Raw genomic sequence first — 16,339 nt, forward strand, 5'->3', positions numbered from 1 at the left:
GTCGTCCCTGCCCCGGAGGCCGGGCGATCCTGGACTCAGACGGAAAGCTGATCCGCATCCGCTCCCGGATCGCGCTCGAAGGCGCGAACGCGGGGTCTAGGTGCCTTCGGGAGCCTTCGTTACGAGGGCGTCCCGTCAGCCGCGCGCACGGGGAATCCCGTGTCGGGACGACCGTGCTGCTGCGGGCCGATTCCGCGCGCCTCGAAGGTGTTGACCATCGCGTAGGCCGCCCGTTCGAGGTAGTCCCAGAGCGGGGCTTCGAGCACCGGGGGCAGCGCGATCTCGTCGACGGCCGCGCGCATGTGCCGCAGCCACCTGTCGCGGGCGTCGGGATCGACGTGGAACGGCATGTGGCGCATGCGCAGGCGCGGGTGTCCGCGCGTCTCGCCGTAGGTCGTCGGGCCGCCCCAGTACTGGGCGAGGAAGAGCGTCAGTCGCTCGGCCGCGGGGCCGAGATCCTCCTCGGGATACATGGGCTTGAGCACCTCGTCGGCGGCCACCCCGCGATAGAACGCGTCGACGAGTCGCCGGAAGGTATCCATCCCCCCGACCTGCTCGTAGAAGCTGACGGGCTCGCTCACGGCGTGTCCTTCTCGTCGGCGCGGACCGCGGGCGGCGTCGGTTTCGGCTGGTCGGCACCCGGCGCGTCCGGCAGGTTCACGATCGCCGTCGGGGTGTCGTCCCGCACGGCCTTCTTCTTCTTGACCCGGGGAGGGGCATCGGACGTGCGATCCTCGACCGTCTCGGACACCTCGATCTTGCGACCCCGCGGTCGCCACCTCGGACGCTCCGCGCCCGGGGCGACCTGCGTCTCCTTGGTCTTCGGCGGGTGCGCGCCCCGCACGCTCTGCGCGCCCTCGGGACCCGTGAGCATGATCGAGTTGAGCTGGGGCAGGGCGATCCCCATCGCGTCGATCGCGCGCTTCAGGCGGGCCCGCAGTTCGCGGGCGACGTCGTCCTTGGCACTCGACCGCGTCTTCATGACGATTCGGATGACGAGAGCGTCGCCGCTGATGGACTCCAGACCCCAGATCTCGGGCTGCTCGATGATGCGCGAGCGCCACTTCGGCTCCTTGGCCATGGCCTTCGCGGCCGACAGCATCGCCGTTTCCACGTCGTCGATCTCGGCATCCGTCGGTACCGCGAGATCGATGATCACGCGCGACCATCCTTGCGACATGTTGCCGATGCGCGTGATCTCACCGTTGCGGACGTACCAGAGGGTGCCGTTGACGTCGCGGACGTGGGTGATGCGCACGCTCACGAACTCGACGATGCCCGTCGCGAGCCCGAGGTCGACGACGTCGCCGATGCCGATCTGGTCTTCCGCGACGATGAAGATGCCGTTGAGGACGTCCTTCACGATGTTCTGGGCACCGAAACCGAGCCCGGCACCGACGGCGGCCGTCAGCAGGGTGAGCGAAGCAAGAGCGTTCGGCGCGGCGATGCTCGCGATCCACACCAACGCGACGATCACCAGGATGACGTTCACGATGTTCTGGAGGATCGTGCCGAGGGTGCGGGTGCGCTGCACGAGTCGGACCGCGCTCAGCGGGGAACGGTCGAGCGCCTGCGTGTCGTCGACGCGCGCCTTGCTCTTCGCCCCGTTCACGATGCGGTCGACGACGCGTCGGATGATGACGCGCAGCAGCCACGCGGCGATCGCGATGCCGACGATGATCCCGAGGATGCGCAGCAGCACACCGCCGAACCCGAGCAGCTGGGTTCCGATCCAGGTCCAGGTGTCGAGGCTCGTCAGGTTACCGGGGTCGATGGTCGTGGACGGCGAGGGAGACGGGTCGGGGACTTCGGCGAGAAGGGACATCCCCTTCATCGTAACGAGCGGCTCCTCAGCGAGGCCTGGGTACGACGGATGCCTCCGCCCCCGAGGGGGCGGAGGCATCCGAGGGGGAGAGGAGAGCGTTACGCCGCGTCGCGCTCCTGCACGGCCAGAGCACGCTCCACACCGGCGAGGTTCTCGCTCACCAGACGGCGCAGTGCGGGGGCGGCATCCTTGTGCTCGGCGAGCCACCCGCGCGTCGCGTCCCGCAAAGCGGCGCTCGCGAGGGCTGCCGGGTACAGACCCACGATCAGGTACTGCGCGATCTGGTAGCTGCGCGACTCCCAGATGGGCAGCAGCATCGCGAAGTACGGCTCGACGAAGTCGGCGAGGACCTCGACCGTGGCCGGGTTGGTGAATCCCGCGGCCGTCGAGCGCACGATCGTGTTGGGGGCGTCGGTGCGCGCGATGAGCGAGTCCCAGGCCTCCTGCTTCGCGTCGTGAGAGGGAAGCGACGCCTTGGCCATCGCGGCGAACTCTCCGCCCTTGGCGGTGTTGTCCGCCGCGCGGGCCTCGTCGATGTCCGCGGCGGTGACCGCGCCCGACGCGGCGAGCGACACGAGCAGCTGCCACGACAGGTCGGTGTCGATCTCGAGGCCCTCGAGGGTCGTCGAGCCGTCACGCAGGGCCTTCACGGTCTCGGCGTGAGCCGGAGTGGATGCCGCCGACGCGAACGCCGTGACGAACTGCAGCTGGCTGTCGCTCCCGGCCTCCGCCGCCTGCGCGAGCTCCCACAGACCGTCCGCGACCCGCTGGCGCGACGCCTCGCGCTTCGCGGGGGCGACGTACGAGTTCGCCGCCAGCTGCAGCTGGGCGAGCGTCGTACGAACCGTCGTCGACTCGGTCTCGGAGCCGATGTTGCGCAGCACGAGGTCGAGGTAGTCGGTCGCCGAGGCCTCGGCATCCCGCGTCTGATCCCACGCGGCACCCCAGACGAGCGAGCGCGCGAGGGGGTCGGAGATGTCCTTGAGGTGCGCGATCGCGGTGGCGAGCGAGCGCTCGTCGAGACGGATCTTCGCGTAGGCGAGGTCGTTGTCGTTCAGCAGTACGAGGTCGGGACGACGGATGCCGCGCAGTTCGGGTACCTCGGTGCGGTCGCCGTCGACGTCGATCTCGACGTGGTGCACCCGCTCGAGGGCTCCGCCGTCGTTCAGCGAGTAGAAGCCAACACCCAGGCGGTGGGGACGGATGGTGGGGTAGTCGGCGGGGGCGGTCTGGACGATCGCGAAGCGCGTTATCACGGTCCCTGAGCCTGTCGAAGGGTCGGCGCCCTCTTCGATGAGCGGGGTGAGGGTGTTCACGCCCGCGGTCTCGAGCCACTTCTTCGACCAGTCGCCCAGGTCGCGACCGCTCGTGGCCTCGAGCTCGACGAGCAGGTCGCCGACCTCGGTGTTCGACCACTGGTGCTTCTGGAAGTACGCGGCGACACCCGAGAAGAACTGCTCGATGCCCACCCAGGCGGCGAGCTGCTTGAGCACCGATCCGCCCTTGGCGTAGGTGATGCCGTCGAAGTTGACCTGCACGTCTTCGAGGTCGTTGATCTCGGCGACGACGGGGTGGGTCGAGGGGAGCTGGTCCTGGCGGTAGGCCCAGGTCTTCTCCATCGCGTTGAAGGTCGTCCAGGCGGCCTCCCACTCGGTGGCTTCGGCGGTGGCGATCGTGGAGGCCCACTCGGCGAACGACTCGTTCAACCAGAGGTCGTTCCACCACTTCATCGTGACGAGGTCGCCGAACCACATGTGGGCGAGCTCGTGGAGGATCGTGACGACGCGGCGCTCCTTCACGGCATCCGTCACCTTGGAACGGAAGACGTAGGTCTCGGTGAAGGTCACCGCGCCCGCGTTCTCCATGGCCCCGGCGTTGAACTCGGGCACGAAGAGCTGGTCGTACTTGGCGAAGGGGTAGGGGAAGCCGAACTTCTCCTCGAAGTACGCGAATCCCTGACGGGTCTTGTCGAAGACGTAGTCGGCATCCAGGTACTGCCACAGGCTCTTGCGCGCGAACACGCCGAGCGGGATGACGCGGCCGTCGGCGCTGGTGAGCTCGCTGTAGGTCGCCTCGTAGGGGCCAGCGACGAGAGCGGTGATGTACGAGGAGATGCGCGGGGTGGCGGGGAAGTCCCAGCGGGCGGTGTCGTCGGACACGGCGACGGGTTCGGGCGTGGGGGAGTTGGAGACGACCTTCCACCGCGCGGGGGCCGTGACCGAGAACGTGAACTCGGCCTTCAGATCGGGCTGCTCGAACACGGTGTACATGCGGCGCGAGTCCGGAACCTCGAACTGCGAGTAGAGGTAGACCTCGCCGTCGACGGGGTCGACGAAGCGATGCAGACCTTCACCGGTGTTCGTGTATTCGCAGTCCGCGTCGACGATGAGTTCGTTCTCGGATGCCAAGCCGTCGAGCGCGATGCGCGAGTCGGCGAACACCTCGGCGGGGTCGAGCTCGCGCCCGTTGAGCGTGACGGAGTGGACCGTCCGCGCGATGAGGTCGATGAAGGTCGACGCCCCCTCGGTGGCCGCGAAGGTCACCACCGTGCGGGACGAGAAGACCTCGTCGCCGCGAGTGAGGTCGAGCTGCACGTCGTAGGCGCGCGTGTCGACGATCGCGCGACGCTCCTGTGCTTCGATGCGGGTGAGGTTCTCTCCTGGCACTGGCGTACTCCCTGGGATGAGGGTGGATCGCCGCAGAAAGCGCGGGCGCGTGTGACGACGAACGCCGTCGGCGACGATGACAACCAGATAAGCCTAGTCACGAGATAACCCGCATCCGGCCCGGGCGGGCAGGTGGGAGGATGTGGGAGTGAGCACGACCGACACGGAAACCAACCCTGAGACCGTCCTCTACGCGTCGCCCGCTGCGGCGTCCGGGCCCAAGTGGGTCGAGACGCCGGTGGCGTACGACGGCATCCTCCTCGCCGGTTTCGGCGGGCCCGAGGGCCAGGACGACGTCATCCCGTTCCTCCGCAATGTGACGCGGGGCCGCGGCATCCCCGACGAGCGCCTCGAGGAGGTCGCCCACCACTACCGCCACTTCGGCGGCGTGAGCCCGATCAACCAGCACAACCGCGAGCTGAAGGCGGCGCTCGAGGCCGAGATCGCGAAGCGCGGACTGGGCCTTCCCGTCTACTGGGGCAATCGCAACTGGGCGCCCTACCTCGAAGAGGCCGTCACCGAGGCCGCCGAGGCCGGAGACACGACCCTCCTCGCGATCGCCACGAGCGCCTACAGCTCCTTCTCGAGCTGCCGTCAGTACCGCGAAGACTACGCGCGCGTGCTCGAGGCCACGGGCCTCGGCGAGACGGTGACCATCGACAAGGTCCGCCAGTTCTTCGACCACCCGGGATTCGTGACCACGTTCGTCCGGGGAGTGACGGATGCCGTGTCGGCCTACATCGCGGACGGCATCGCCCCCGAGAAGATCCGGGTGCTCTTCTCCACCCACTCCATTCCGACCGCCGACGCGCAGCGCTCCGGCCCCCGCGACGTCGACTTCGGCGAGGGCGGCGCGTACGAGGCCCAGCACAAGGCGGTCGCCGCGTTCGTCATGGCCGAGGTCGCCGCGGCCGTGGCCGACGTCGAGTGGGAGCTGGTCTACCAGTCGCGCTCCGGCCCGCCGACCCAGCCGTGGCTCGAGCCCGACGTCAACGACGTCATCGCGGAGCTGCCCGGTCGCGGGGCGGAGGCCGTGGTCATCGTGCCCCTGGGCTTCGTCAGCGACCACATGGAGGTGCTCTGGGACCTCGACACCGAGGCGATGGAAGCCGCCGAGGAAGCCGGCATCAAGGCTGTGCGCACCCCCACTCCCGGCATCGACCCCGCGTACGTCTCGGGACTCATCGATCTCGTCGAGGAGCGCCTCAAGGGCACCCCGAAGGCGGAGCGTCCGCACCTCACCGATCTCGGTCCGTGGTACGACGTCTGCCGCCCCGGATGCTGCGAGAACATCCGCGCCGGCTTCAAGCCGGTCGCGGCGGGCGTTCGTCCCTGACGATCCGATCGACGCCGTCCGTTCTCCCCGGGGAGCGGACGGCGTCGTCATGTCCGCCGCGATGTCGTCGGCCCTCAATAGGATGAGCGCATGCGAATCCACCTCGGCACCGACCACGCCGGTCTCGAATTCTCGACCCAGATCCAGCACCACCTCGCCTCGCAGGGGCACGAGGTCGTCGACCACGGTCCGATCGAGTACGACCCGCTCGACGACTACCCCGCGTTCTGCATCCGCGCGGCGCAGGCCGTCGTCCGTGATCAGGCGGATGGTGTCGAGAGTCTCGGCGTCGTCTTCGGCGGTTCCGGCAACGGCGAGCAGATCGCGGCGAACAAGGTCCTCGGCGTGCGTGCCGCCCTCGTCTGGAGCATCGCGACGGCCGAGCTCGCCCGCGAGCACAACGACGCGAACGTGATCGCCATCGGTGCGCGCCAGCACACCTTCGAAGAAGCTGCCTCGTTCATCGACCGCTTCATCACCACTCCCTTCTCGGGTGAAGAACGCCACGCGCGCCGCATCGCGCAGCTCGCCGCGTACGAGCAGGACGGCGTTCTGCTGCCCGATCCGCGCGAGAAGCGGTCGCACCCCGACGTCCTCGCCGCCGGCGACTCCTTCGACCCCGAGGCAGGCTGATGCCCGAAGGGCATTCCGTCCACCGCATCGCTCGGCAGTTCGCCCGGAACATCGTGGGCCGCACGGTGTCGGCATCCAGTCCGCAAGGGCGATTCGTCGAGGGGGCGTCCGTCATCGACGGGCGCGAAACGATCGATGTGCGTGCCGTCGGCAAGCAGATGTTCCTCGCCTTCGAGGGCGACATGTGGCTGCGGGTGCACCTCGGCATGTACGGCGCCTGGGACTTCTCCGGGGAGGTCGCCGTCGACGCGACCATCGCCTCGGCGAACGGTCGTATGGGACACACCAACCAGCGCGGCACGGTGCTCGACGACGCACCGATCCTGGATGCCGCGGGGGAGAACTCCCTCAGCTCGATCGGGGCTCCGCGACGGGCGCGTGTGCGCATGTCGGAGCAGACGACAGGGCTCGAAGAACAGACCGAGTGGCCGCCTCCCATCGTGGGAGCGGTCCGCCTCCGTCTGCTCACCGAAAGCACGTGCGCCGACCTGCGCGGGCCGACCGCCTGCGCGCTGCAGTCGCCCGACGAGGTCGCCGCGACCATCGCGAAGCTCGGACCTGATCCGCTCGTCGACGATGTGAGCGAGGGGGAGGAACGCTTCACGGCCACCGTGCGCAAGAAGCCGACGGCGATCGGCCTTCTCCTCATGGATCAGTCCGTCGTCAGTGGTATCGGCAACGTCTACCGCGCGGAGATCCTCTTCCGTGCCCGGCAGAACCCGCACACGCCCGGCCGCGACGTGCCCGAGGAGGTCGTGCGCGAAATGTGGCGCGACTGGGTGCGATTGCTGTCGATCGGGGTCGAGACCGGCCAGATGATGACGATGGACGACCTCGATCCCGAGGCGTACCGCCGCGCGATGGCCCACCGCGACGACCGTCACTGGGTGTACCACCGTGCCGGTCTGCCCTGCCGCGTCTGCGGCACGACGGTGCTCATGGAGGAAGCCGCCGGGCGAAAGCTGTACTGGTGCCCGACGTGTCAGGCGTGAGTGCGCGGGGCGCGGTCAGGCAGGTCGCTGAGCCTGTCGAAGCCACCGAGCGTGCGCGGGTTCCGGTCGGGCAGGCGGCTGAGCCTGTCGAAGCCACCGAGCGTGAGCGGGTTCCGGTCCCTTCGACAGGCTCAGGGACCTCGGGTTCCGGGCGCAGCGTTCTAGGCTGATCCGGTGCGTCAGAACCCGAGCTTCGCGATGACCGACGTCGGCGAACTCCGCCGTCTCATCGACCTCCATCCCTGGGTCACCCTCGTCAGCCAGAGCGCCGACGGCCTCGTCGCCTCGCACTACGCCGTGATGCTCGACGACGAACGCGATGACCTCACGATCGTCGGTCATGTCGGCAAGCCCGACGACGCCATCCTCGGTCTCGGCGAGCGTGAGCTGCTCGTGGTCGTGCAGGGACCGCACGGGTACATCACGCCCCGGTGGTACGGCGACGTCCCCGCCGTGCCGACGTGGAACTTCGTTTCCGCTCACCTGTCCGGCATCCCGGAGATCCTCAGCCCCGAAGAGAACCTGCGCGTGCTCGACCGGCTCGTCGAGCGCTTCGAGGGTCGAGAGGACGGGGCGCGCGGCCTCTACGCGCTGCCCAACGACGCGACCTTCGTCGAACGGCTCGAACGAGGAACCGTCGGGTTCCGCCTCACCCCGAGCCGGGTGACGGCCAAGCGCAAACTGAGCCAGAACAAGACGCCCGAGGTGGTCGAGACGATCATCGACGGGCTGTCGGACCAGAACCCCGACCTCGCCGCCGAGATGCGCCGCGTGGCCGATGCCCGGGTCCGCCCGTGATCGGCGAGACCGCGGGATTCGTCCGCGCCGTGCGCGTCGCCGGTCCGGGTCGGGAGTTCCTCCCCACGACCGAGCCCGTGGACCTCGTCATCGCGAACGGTCTCATCGCGGACATCGCGCCGACCGGCAATCTCCGACCGACCGGGTTCGTCGTCGAGGGCGAAGGAGGCTGGCTGCTCCCCGGGCTGTGGGACCACCATGTCCACGTCCTGCAGTGGGCCCTGGCCGCCGATCGGGTGCCGCTCGGCGAGGTGGCCTCGGCCCGCGACGCCGCGACGATCATGGGACTCGCTCCGGAGAACGACGGGCGCCGCGTCGGCTCGGGATTCCGCGACGGCCTGTGGCCCGATGTCCCGAGCCTGGAGCTCCTGGATGCCGCCACCGGCAGCGTTCCCACGTATCTCATCAACGCCGACGTCCACAGCGTCTGGATGAACACGGCCGCCTTCCGTCGCGAGGGTTTCGAGCCCGCGGCATCCGGAATGCTCCGCGAGGAGGACGCCTTCGAGATCTCGCGGCGAGTGAACGCGGTCGCGCCTGAGACCGCCGACCGCGCGGTCGAGCGGATGGCGCGTGCCGCAGCCGCCCGAGGGATCGTCGGACTCGTCGACCTCGACATGACCTGGAACGACGAGCCGTGGCAGCGGCGGGTGGCGCGCGGCTTCGAGACGCTCCGCGTCTCGTACGGCACCTATCCGGAGCATCTCGACCGAGCGATCGCGGAGGGCCTTCGCACGGGCGACCGCGTGCGCGGCGCGGCGAACGACCTCGTGCGCGTCGGACCTCTGAAGGCGATCACGGACGGCTCCCTCGGTACGCGGACGGCTGCGTGCGCCCACCACTATCCGGGAGAGGTCGGTAATCACGGCATCCTGACCGTGCCACCGGACGAGCTCGTCGAGATGATGACGCGCGCCACGGCCGCGGGCCTGGAGTGCGCGATCCACGCGATCGGCGACCTCGCGAACGCGCACGCGCTCGATGCCTACGCCCGCACCGGCGCCGTGGGGACGATCGAGCACGCGCAGCTCGTCGCGCACGCCGACATCCCGCGGTTCGCGCGCCTCGGGGTGGCGGCGAGTGTGCAGCCGGAGCACGCGCTCGACGATCGAGACATGACGGATGCCATCTGGGCCGAGCAGTCCGCGCAGCCCTACCCCCTGCGGGCGCTGGCCGACAGCGGCGCCAACCTCCGCTTCGGCTCGGATGCGCCGGTGGCGCCCCTCGACCCGTGGGCGGCCATCGCCTCGGCCGTGTTCCGCACGCGGGATGGGCGCGATGCCTGGCAGCCGCACGAGCGCGTGGACATCGACACCGCGATCGCGGCATCCACCGCGGGAGGCTCGACATCGCCCGCGGAGATCGCTCCGGGCGCCCTCGCCGACCTCGTCATCGTGGGGGCGGACCCGCTCACCGCCGACGAGCGCGGTCTGCGCGCGATGCCGGTGCGCACGACGATGCTCGCCGGTCGCGTGACGCACGGCGCCTGAGCCAGGCCGCGCGCGGGGCGTCCCCCTCGCGCGTCTGGGGGAGGCGGGTGAACACTCCGCGTGCCGGGGCGAAAACTCGCCCGGGAGGGGGATGAACGCATGCGTACATGCTGACGCGATGGTTGACTCAGCGGGTCATCGCGCTGTCTCGCGCCCTCATCCTGGGAGAACAATGACTTCTGTCGAGTCGTCCGTATCGGTCCCCGCCCCTCTCGTCTCGCGTCGCCGTGTCGTCGGCGTGGGGGCGTGGGCGGTTCCTGCCATCGCCCTCACCTGGGGCACCCCGGCTTACGCCTCCGCGTCGAACGCGGCCGTCGTCACCGTGAGCGTTCCTCAGGGGCAGATTCCGGCGACGGGAGCGACGCCCCTCACCGTCCTCACACGATCCGCTGACGGGACCCCGAGGGCGGGTGCCCCGGTCTCTCTCACCGCGCCCGCCAACGCGCAACTCGGGAGCTCCGACGGCATCACGGGATCGGACGGCACGTTCACCACCACGCTCGACCTCCGTCGACCGAGCGCCAAACCCGGGTCGACGGTGACGGTCACCGCCATCTCGGGGTCGGACGCGGCCTCCGCCTCCCTCACCGTCCTGGGCGCGAATGCGCTCGGGTGGGGGGTGAACGCGGGCGGGCAGTTGGGCTTGGACAGCGGCGGGCAGCCTGTGGTCTCGGCCGCCCACATCACACCTGCCTTTCCGGCGCCGATCGTGTCGATGATGACGAATGGAGCGGAGACGTCGCTCGCCCTCCTCGCCGACGGATCGGTATGGACGGTGGGATCCGATCGGTTCGGCGTCCGCGGCCCCGGAGTGTCGACCGGTCGGGAGTGGCGGAGGTTCGCGGGGTTGTCGGATGTCGCGCAGCTGGTGGCCGGTGGGGGCACAGCATATGCGCGGAGAAATGACGGGTCGTTGTGGTCGTGGGGGAGTGCGGTGAATGGGGCGCGTGGTGATGGGTCTTCCGCGTCGTCGTCGGGGACGTCGGCCGACAGTGACACGCCGGCGAAGATCCTGGATGGGGTGGTGGATGTCGCCGCGGGCGATTCGACGGCGTATGCGTTGTTGTCGTCGGGGAAGGTGATGGGGTGGGGCAACAACTTCCAGGGCGGTGTCGGCGACGGGACGACGACGAATCGCGCGAGGCCGGTGGAGGTGACCGGGCTGGAGAACATCACTCAGATCGCCGCGCAGTACAACGGCGGGTATGCGCTCGCCTCCGATGGCGCGGTGTGGGCGTGGGGGCGTAACGAGTTCGGCCAGTGCGGCAACGGAACCACCATCGCTGCTCAGCTGACCCCCGTCCAGGTAACCCTGCCCCTGGCGGCGACGCAAGTGGTCGGTTCGGGAGATGGGGGATTCGCACTGCTCACGGACAAGACGGTGCGGGCCTGGGGACGCAACGACTTCGGGCAGCTGGGCGATGGGACGGGTGGTGCGTGGGATCCGATCGAGAAGCGCCAGCAGCCCACACCTGTCGCGGTCAAGAACCTGTCGGATGTCAGACAGGCCGCGGCGACGACGTCCGGTGGCATGGCGCTGAAGAACGACGGAACCGTCTGGGCGTGGGGAGGAAACAACAACGGCCAGGTCGGGGACGGATCGACGGTCAACCGCATCGAGCCGGTTGCGGTGTCCGGGCTCGAAGGATATGCGGTTTCTCGGCTGTGCCCGCCGAACGGCGGTGGTCAGGCGCGCAACCCCTTCGCGATCACGGCGGACGAGACGGTCTCCGTCGAAGTCGACGGTCAGATCGCGGCGGGATCTTCGGGCGACGTCGCGGTCAAGGTGGCGGCGGGCGCCACCGCCATCGCGTCGGTTCCGGTGACGCTCACGGCGACGGGCAACTCGGCGCTGGGCACCCGTTCCGCGCAGACGGGAAGCGATGGTTTCGTCCGTACGACCCTCACTCCGGACGCTCGTACGTGGCCGGGCACCATCGTCCGCGTGGACGCCACCACGGATGCCGATGCAGCGTTCGACACGACGACCGTGTTGGGCGCGAATGTGTTGGGGTGGGGTCCGAACGGGGCGGGGCAGGCGGGTGTTCCGTCGGGCGGTTCGCCCCTGTCGACTCCGACGCAGTCGGCGCGGTCGTTCCCGTCGCCGGTGGTGTCGATGACCTCCAGCGGTGCGGGGTCCGGTTTCGCGGTCTTGGCGGACGGCTCGGTGTGGACGGTCGGCGACGCGCGCTGGGGCCTGCGGGGGCCGGGCCAGGCGGGGTCGACGACCTGGACGCGGTTCGCAGCGCTCTCGGACGTGACCCAGCTGGTGGCATCCGGCGGTGCTGCATTCGCCGTGAAGGCCGATGGCTCGTTGTGGTCGTGGGGCTCGGCGGCGAGGGGAGGCCGCGGCGACGGGTCGTATGCGTCGTCCGCGGGGACGTCGGCGGACAGTGACACCCCGACGAAGATCCTCGACGGGGTGGTGGATGTCGCCGCGGGCGATCTGACGGCGTACGCGCTGCTATCGACCGGGAAGGTCATGGGGTGGGGCAACAACGATCAGGGCGGCGTCGGCGATGGAACGACGACGGATCGCCCTCAGCCGGTGGAAGTCTCCGGGTTGAGCGGCATCGTCCAGATCTCGGCGCAGTATAACGGCGGGTATGCGCTCGGCTCCGACGGCAAGGTGTGGGCGTGGGGCCGCAACGAGCTCGGTCAGGGCGGGAACGGTACGGCAACGCCTGGGCAGTCAGTCCCTGTCCAGGTGACGTTGCCGATGGCGGCGACGCAGGTGGTCGGCGCGGGTGATACCGCCTACGCGCTGTTGACGGACAAGACGGTGCTGGCGTGGGGCCGCAACGATTACGGGCAGGTCGGTGACGGCAACGGCGGGTCGTGGGATCCGATCGAGAAGCGTCGGCAACTGAGCCCGGTCCCGGTGGCGAATCTGACGAACGTGAAGCAGCTGGCCGCCACCACCGAGACGGCGTACGCGTTGGACAACGACGGCGCCGTGTGGGCGTGGGGTATCAACCGCAACGGTGAGATCGGCGACGGCGCCACCGGGACGGCGAACAACCGCCTCGCGCCCGTGAAGGTGCCGGGCCTCGAGGGGTACGCCATCACGCGCCTGTGCCCGGTCAACGGCGGCGGCCAGGGCCGCAACCCCTTCGCCATCGTCGCCCAGTCCACCATCGCCCTGGTCGCTGACGCGACCGTAGTCGCGGGAGGCGCGGCAAGCGCCGTGACGGCGAAGGTCGCCTCCGGATCGAAGCCGCTTTCGGCCGCGCCCGTCTCCTTCACGGCATCGTCAGGAATCGTCCTGAGCGCGTCATCGGGACAGACGGACGCACAGGGGCTGTACGCCATCGGCGTCACCGTTCCCGATGTCCGCGCGTGGCCGGGCACCGTCGAGCGGGTCAACGCGGCGAGCGGGTCCAGCTCGACTTTCGCGACCCTGACGGTGTTGGGCGCGAATGTGTTGGGGTGGGGTCCGAACGGGGCGGGGCAGGCGGGTGTTCCGTCGGGCGGTTCGCCCCTGTCGACTCCGACGCAGTCGGCGCGGTCGTTCCCGTCGCCGGTGGTGTCGATGACCTCCAGCGGTGCGGGGTCCGGTTTCGCGGTCTTGGCGGACGGCTCGGTGTGGACGGTCGGCGACGCGCGCTGGGGCCTGCGGGGGCCGGGCCAGGCGGGGTCGACGACGTGGACGCGGTTCGCGGGGTTGTCGGATGTCGTACAGCTGGTGGCAGCGGGTGGAACGGCCTTCGCGCGCAAGCGGGACGGGTCGTTGTGGTCGTGGGGGAGTGCGGTGAATGGGGCGCGTGGTGATGGGTCTTCCGCGTCGTCGTCGGGGACGTCGGCGGACAGTGACACGCCGGCGAAGATCCTGGATGGGGTGGTGGATGTCGCCGCGGGCGATTCGACGGCGTATGCGTTGTTGTCGTCGGGGAAGGTGATGGGGTGGGGCAACAACTTCCAGGGCGGTGTCGGCGACGGGACGACGACGAATCGCGCGAGGCCGGTGGAGGTGACCGGGCTGGAGAACATCACTCAGATCGCCGCGCAGTACAACGGCGGGTATGCGCTCGCCTCCGATGGCGCGGTGTGGGCGTGGGGGCGTAACGAGTTCGGCCAGTGCGGCAACGGAACCACCATCGCTGCTCAGCTGACCCCCGTCCAGGTAACCCTGCCGATGAAGGCGACGCAGGTGATCGCTGGTGGTGACACGGGTTACGCGTTGCTGGCCGACAAGACAGTGCGGGCGTGGGGCCGTAACGACTTCGGTCAGGTCGGCGATGGGACGGGTGGTGCGTGGGATCCGATCGAGAAGCGCCAGCAGCCCACACCGGTCGCGGTGGCGAATCTCTCGAACGTCACGCAGGTGTCGGCCACGACGGAGAGCGCATTCGCGCTCACCGCCGACGGAGCAGTGTGGTCGTGGGGCATCAACCGCAACGGAGAGATCGGCGACGGCACCACTGGCGAGAGCAACAACCGCACGGCCCCCGTCCGCGTCCAGGGACTCGACGGGTACGCCTTGGTCGAACTCACCCCTCGCAACGGCGGTGGACAAGCACGAAACCCCTTCGCCATCTTCCGCCGGTGATGCAGGAGGCCGGGGAGGCCGGACACCCTCCCCGGCCTCCTGTCCACAGTCGGTTGCCCACTGGGACGACGACGGGGGCGGTGCCGAAGCACCGCCCCCGTCGGAAGAGGAACGTCTTACGCGGCGAGGTGCGCGAAGAGGAACCAGCGGTCCTTGTCGAGACCGCGCTTGATCTCGATCGCGACGTCCTGGCTCGTCATGTCGATCTCGTCGAGGCCTTCAATCGCGGCCTCGATGTCGACGAGCACGGCGTCGATGTCGGCGATGATCGCGCGGATGATCACGTCGGACTGAGCGAAGCCGGCGGGAACCTCGGTGGCCTTGGCCTTGGCAGCGACCGTCGAGAGGCGCGAGTCGATGGGGAGACCCAGGGCGACGATGCGCTCAGCGGCCAGGTCGGCCCAGTCCTGCGCGTGCGCCACGACGGAGTCCAGGAGTTCGTGGACGCCGATGAAGTTCGCGCCGCGGACGTGCCAGTGCGCCTGCTTGCCGTTGACGACGAGAGCCTCGAGACCGAGGACGACGGGGGAGAGGAACTGGGCGGTGCCGGCGGCCATCGTGGGGTCGACGGTGGTGGCGGCGGGGGTGTGGACGGTGCTCATTTTCTGCTCCTTCTCGCAGCGAACGAAGTCTGATGGATGTAACGCTACTCACGCCGGAGCATTCCGCAAGCAAGTTGAGGCTCGGCTAAATCCCTGATGAATAGGCAATCCTCACCTCACTCGCCGCGTCGCGGAGGCGTCTCGTCGCGCGCATGTGAGGATCGGGACATGCCGCACCACACCCCGCGCACCGAGGCGTACGGAGACCACCCCGATCAGTGGGTGCAGATCGTCGGGGATTCCGACGCCGAGGTCGTCGTCTGCTTCATCCACGGTGGCTACTGGCGTTCCTCCTACACCGCGGCATTGATGGAGCCGCTCGTCGAGCGGGTCTCGCGCGGTGGGGACGGCCTCGCCGCGATGAACATCGAGTATCGGCGCGAAAGCGACCCTTTTGCGATGCAGGCCGACGTGCGCGCGGCCCTCCGCCGAGCGCGGGAACTCTTCCCGGACGCCGTGCGCGTGGCCGTGGGTCACTCCGCGGGTGGTCATCTCGCGCTCCTCTGCGCCGACGACGCCGAACTCGTCGTCGCGCTCGCCCCCGTCACCGACCTCGTGGGCGGGTATGCGGCGCGCATCGGCTCCGGAGCGGTGGCGGAACTGATGGGGGCGTCGCCCGCCGATCGGCCCGCGGCGTTCGATGCGGCCACCCCTCGGCCGACGGTCGTGCCGACGCTGCTGGTCCATGGAGTGGACGACGATCGCGTCCCCGTGAGCCACTCGCAGGACTTCGCGCGCCTCGGCCGTGCCGCGCACGCGCCGATCGACTTCTTCGAGTTCGCGCGTCTTCCCCACATGGAGCTCATCGACCCGGACGGTCCGTACGTGCCCGTCGTGACGGCCTGGGTGCGCCGGCACCACTCCCACCGACGAAAGGATGCCTCGTGACCATCGCCGCGGACGCCTCGATCCTCGCCCTTCCCGACGCGGCACCAACCGTGCACGACGACGCGTTCGTGGCATCCGGCGCTCGCCTCCTCGGGGACGTCTCCCTCGGCGCCGGCGCGAGCGTCTGGTACAACGCGGTTCTGCGCGCCGACGGGGCCGCCATCGTCGTGGGGGAGCGGTCGAACGTCCAGGACAACGTGTCGATTCACGTCGACCGGGGTCACCCGGTGTCGATCGGCGACGACGTCTCGATCGGCCACAACGCCGTCGTCCACGGCTGCACGATCGGAGACGGATCGCTCATCGGCATGGGGAGCGTCGTGCTGTCGGGAGCCGAGATCGGACCGGGATGCCTCGTCGCCGGGGGAGCGGTCGTCCTCGAGGGGACGGTGGTCCCCGCGGGTTCGCTCGTCGCCGGCGTTCCCGCGAAGGTGCGGCGCGCGCTGACCGAGGAGGAGCGGCAGGGCATGCTCCGAAACGCGGACGCGTATCTGGGCCATGCCGCGCGGCACGCGCAAGCTGTCGCCGGGGAGACTGCTCGTCTGGGCTGACCTCGACCA

12 protein-coding genes are annotated in these 16,339 nt (G+C 69.5%); 8 read left to right on the forward strand and 4 right to left on the reverse strand.

From position 1 onward, the window contains the following. Nucleotides 1-119: 119 nt before the first annotated feature. The 3 genes from MTES_RS16395 to pepN all read right to left on the reverse strand — a co-directional run bounded on the left by MTES_RS16395 (nucleotide 120) and on the right by pepN (nucleotide 4,491). Entirely contained in the window at nucleotides 120-542 is a 423-nt protein-coding gene (locus tag MTES_RS16395; RefSeq protein ID WP_050901890.1) for a globin, read from the reverse strand. Between the two features lie 35 nt (nucleotides 543-577). Then, nucleotides 578-1,825 carry a mechanosensitive ion channel family protein gene (locus tag MTES_RS16400; RefSeq protein WP_013586403.1) on the reverse strand — a complete coding sequence of 416 codons (1,248 nt, stop codon included), beginning with the start codon at nucleotides 1,823-1,825 and terminating at the stop codon, nucleotides 578-580. A 98-nt stretch (nucleotides 1,826-1,923) separates the two neighbouring features. Further along, complete coding sequence (pepN, locus tag MTES_RS16405; RefSeq protein WP_013586404.1) at nucleotides 1,924-4,491, reverse strand: aminopeptidase N; 2,568 nt, start codon at nucleotides 4,489-4,491, stop codon at nucleotides 1,924-1,926. A gap of 148 nt (nucleotides 4,492-4,639) precedes the next feature. Here pepN and MTES_RS16410 point away from each other — a divergent pair, with 148 nt between their 5' ends. From MTES_RS16410 to MTES_RS16435, 6 genes are all read left to right on the forward strand, one after another. Beyond that, nucleotides 4,640-5,827: a ferrochelatase gene (locus MTES_RS16410; protein WP_013586405.1), complete on the forward strand. Its 1,188-nt coding sequence runs from the start codon at nucleotides 4,640-4,642 to the stop codon at nucleotides 5,825-5,827. 90 nt (nucleotides 5,828-5,917) lie between these two features. Further along, on the forward strand, nucleotides 5,918-6,460 hold the full coding sequence (locus MTES_RS16415; RefSeq protein WP_013586406.1) for a ribose-5-phosphate isomerase: 543 nt from the start codon (nucleotides 5,918-5,920) through the stop codon (nucleotides 6,458-6,460). Beyond that, nucleotides 6,460-7,452 (forward strand): Fpg/Nei family DNA glycosylase, encoded by a 993-nt coding sequence (locus MTES_RS16420; protein ID WP_013586407.1) that lies wholly within the window; start codon nucleotides 6,460-6,462, stop codon nucleotides 7,450-7,452. Before MTES_RS16415 ends, MTES_RS16420 begins: the two co-directional genes overlap by 1 nt. A gap of 174 nt (nucleotides 7,453-7,626) precedes the next feature. Next, nucleotides 7,627-8,250 (forward strand): FMN-binding negative transcriptional regulator, encoded by a 624-nt coding sequence (locus tag MTES_RS16425; protein ID WP_013586408.1) that lies wholly within the window; start codon nucleotides 7,627-7,629, stop codon nucleotides 8,248-8,250. Further along, entirely contained in the window at nucleotides 8,247-9,740 is a 1,494-nt protein-coding gene (locus MTES_RS16430) for an amidohydrolase (RefSeq protein ID WP_013586409.1), read from the forward strand. Before MTES_RS16425 ends, MTES_RS16430 begins: the two co-directional genes overlap by 4 nt. 172 nt (nucleotides 9,741-9,912) lie before the next feature. After that, on the forward strand, nucleotides 9,913-14,289 hold the full coding sequence (locus tag MTES_RS16435; protein WP_013586410.1) for an alpha-tubulin suppressor: 4,377 nt from the start codon (nucleotides 9,913-9,915) through the stop codon (nucleotides 14,287-14,289). Between the two features lie 116 nt (nucleotides 14,290-14,405). On the opposite strand, the gene MTES_RS16440 is transcribed toward MTES_RS16435, so the two are convergent. After that, entirely contained in the window at nucleotides 14,406-14,891 is a 486-nt protein-coding gene (locus tag MTES_RS16440; protein ID WP_013586411.1) for a Dps family protein, read from the reverse strand. 168 nt (nucleotides 14,892-15,059) lie between these two features. Between MTES_RS16440 and MTES_RS16445 the strand changes: the two genes are divergently transcribed. Beyond that, nucleotides 15,060-15,779 carry an alpha/beta hydrolase family protein gene (locus tag MTES_RS16445; protein WP_013586412.1) on the forward strand — a complete coding sequence of 240 codons (720 nt, stop codon included), beginning with the start codon at nucleotides 15,060-15,062 and terminating at the stop codon, nucleotides 15,777-15,779. Continuing rightward, the gene (locus MTES_RS16450) at nucleotides 15,776-16,330 is read left to right on the forward strand and encodes a gamma carbonic anhydrase family protein (protein ID WP_013586413.1); all 555 of its coding nucleotides are present in this window, start codon (nucleotides 15,776-15,778) and stop codon (nucleotides 16,328-16,330) included. The genes MTES_RS16445 and MTES_RS16450 overlap by 4 nt, the downstream gene beginning before the upstream one ends. The last annotated feature ends 9 nt before the right edge of the window (nucleotides 16,331-16,339 follow it).

Source organism: Microbacterium testaceum StLB037, from assembly GCF_000202635.1.
GTDB lineage: Bacteria > Actinomycetota > Actinomycetes > Actinomycetales > Microbacteriaceae > Microbacterium > Microbacterium testaceum_F.

Excerpts from the sequence above, each read along its gene's own strand:
- MTES_RS16395 (WP_050901890.1), bottom strand. The coding sequence starts at position 542 with ATGGATACCTTCCGGCGACTCGTCGACGCGTTCTATCGCGGGGTGGCC.
- MTES_RS16400 (WP_013586403.1), bottom strand. The coding sequence starts at position 1,825 with ATGTCCCTTCTCGCCGAAGTCCCCGACCCGTCTCCCTCGCCGTCCACG.
- MTES_RS16415 (WP_013586406.1), top strand. The coding sequence starts at position 5,918 with ATGCGAATCCACCTCGGCACCGACCACGCCGGTCTCGAATTCTCGACC.
- MTES_RS16420 (WP_013586407.1), top strand. The coding sequence starts at position 6,460 with ATGCCCGAAGGGCATTCCGTCCACCGCATCGCTCGGCAGTTCGCCCGG.
- MTES_RS16435 (WP_013586410.1), top strand. The coding sequence starts at position 9,913 with ATGACTTCTGTCGAGTCGTCCGTATCGGTCCCCGCCCCTCTCGTCTCG.
- MTES_RS16440 (WP_013586411.1), bottom strand. The coding sequence starts at position 14,891 with ATGAGCACCGTCCACACCCCCGCCGCCACCACCGTCGACCCCACGATG.
- MTES_RS16445 (WP_013586412.1), top strand. The coding sequence starts at position 15,060 with ATGCCGCACCACACCCCGCGCACCGAGGCGTACGGAGACCACCCCGAT.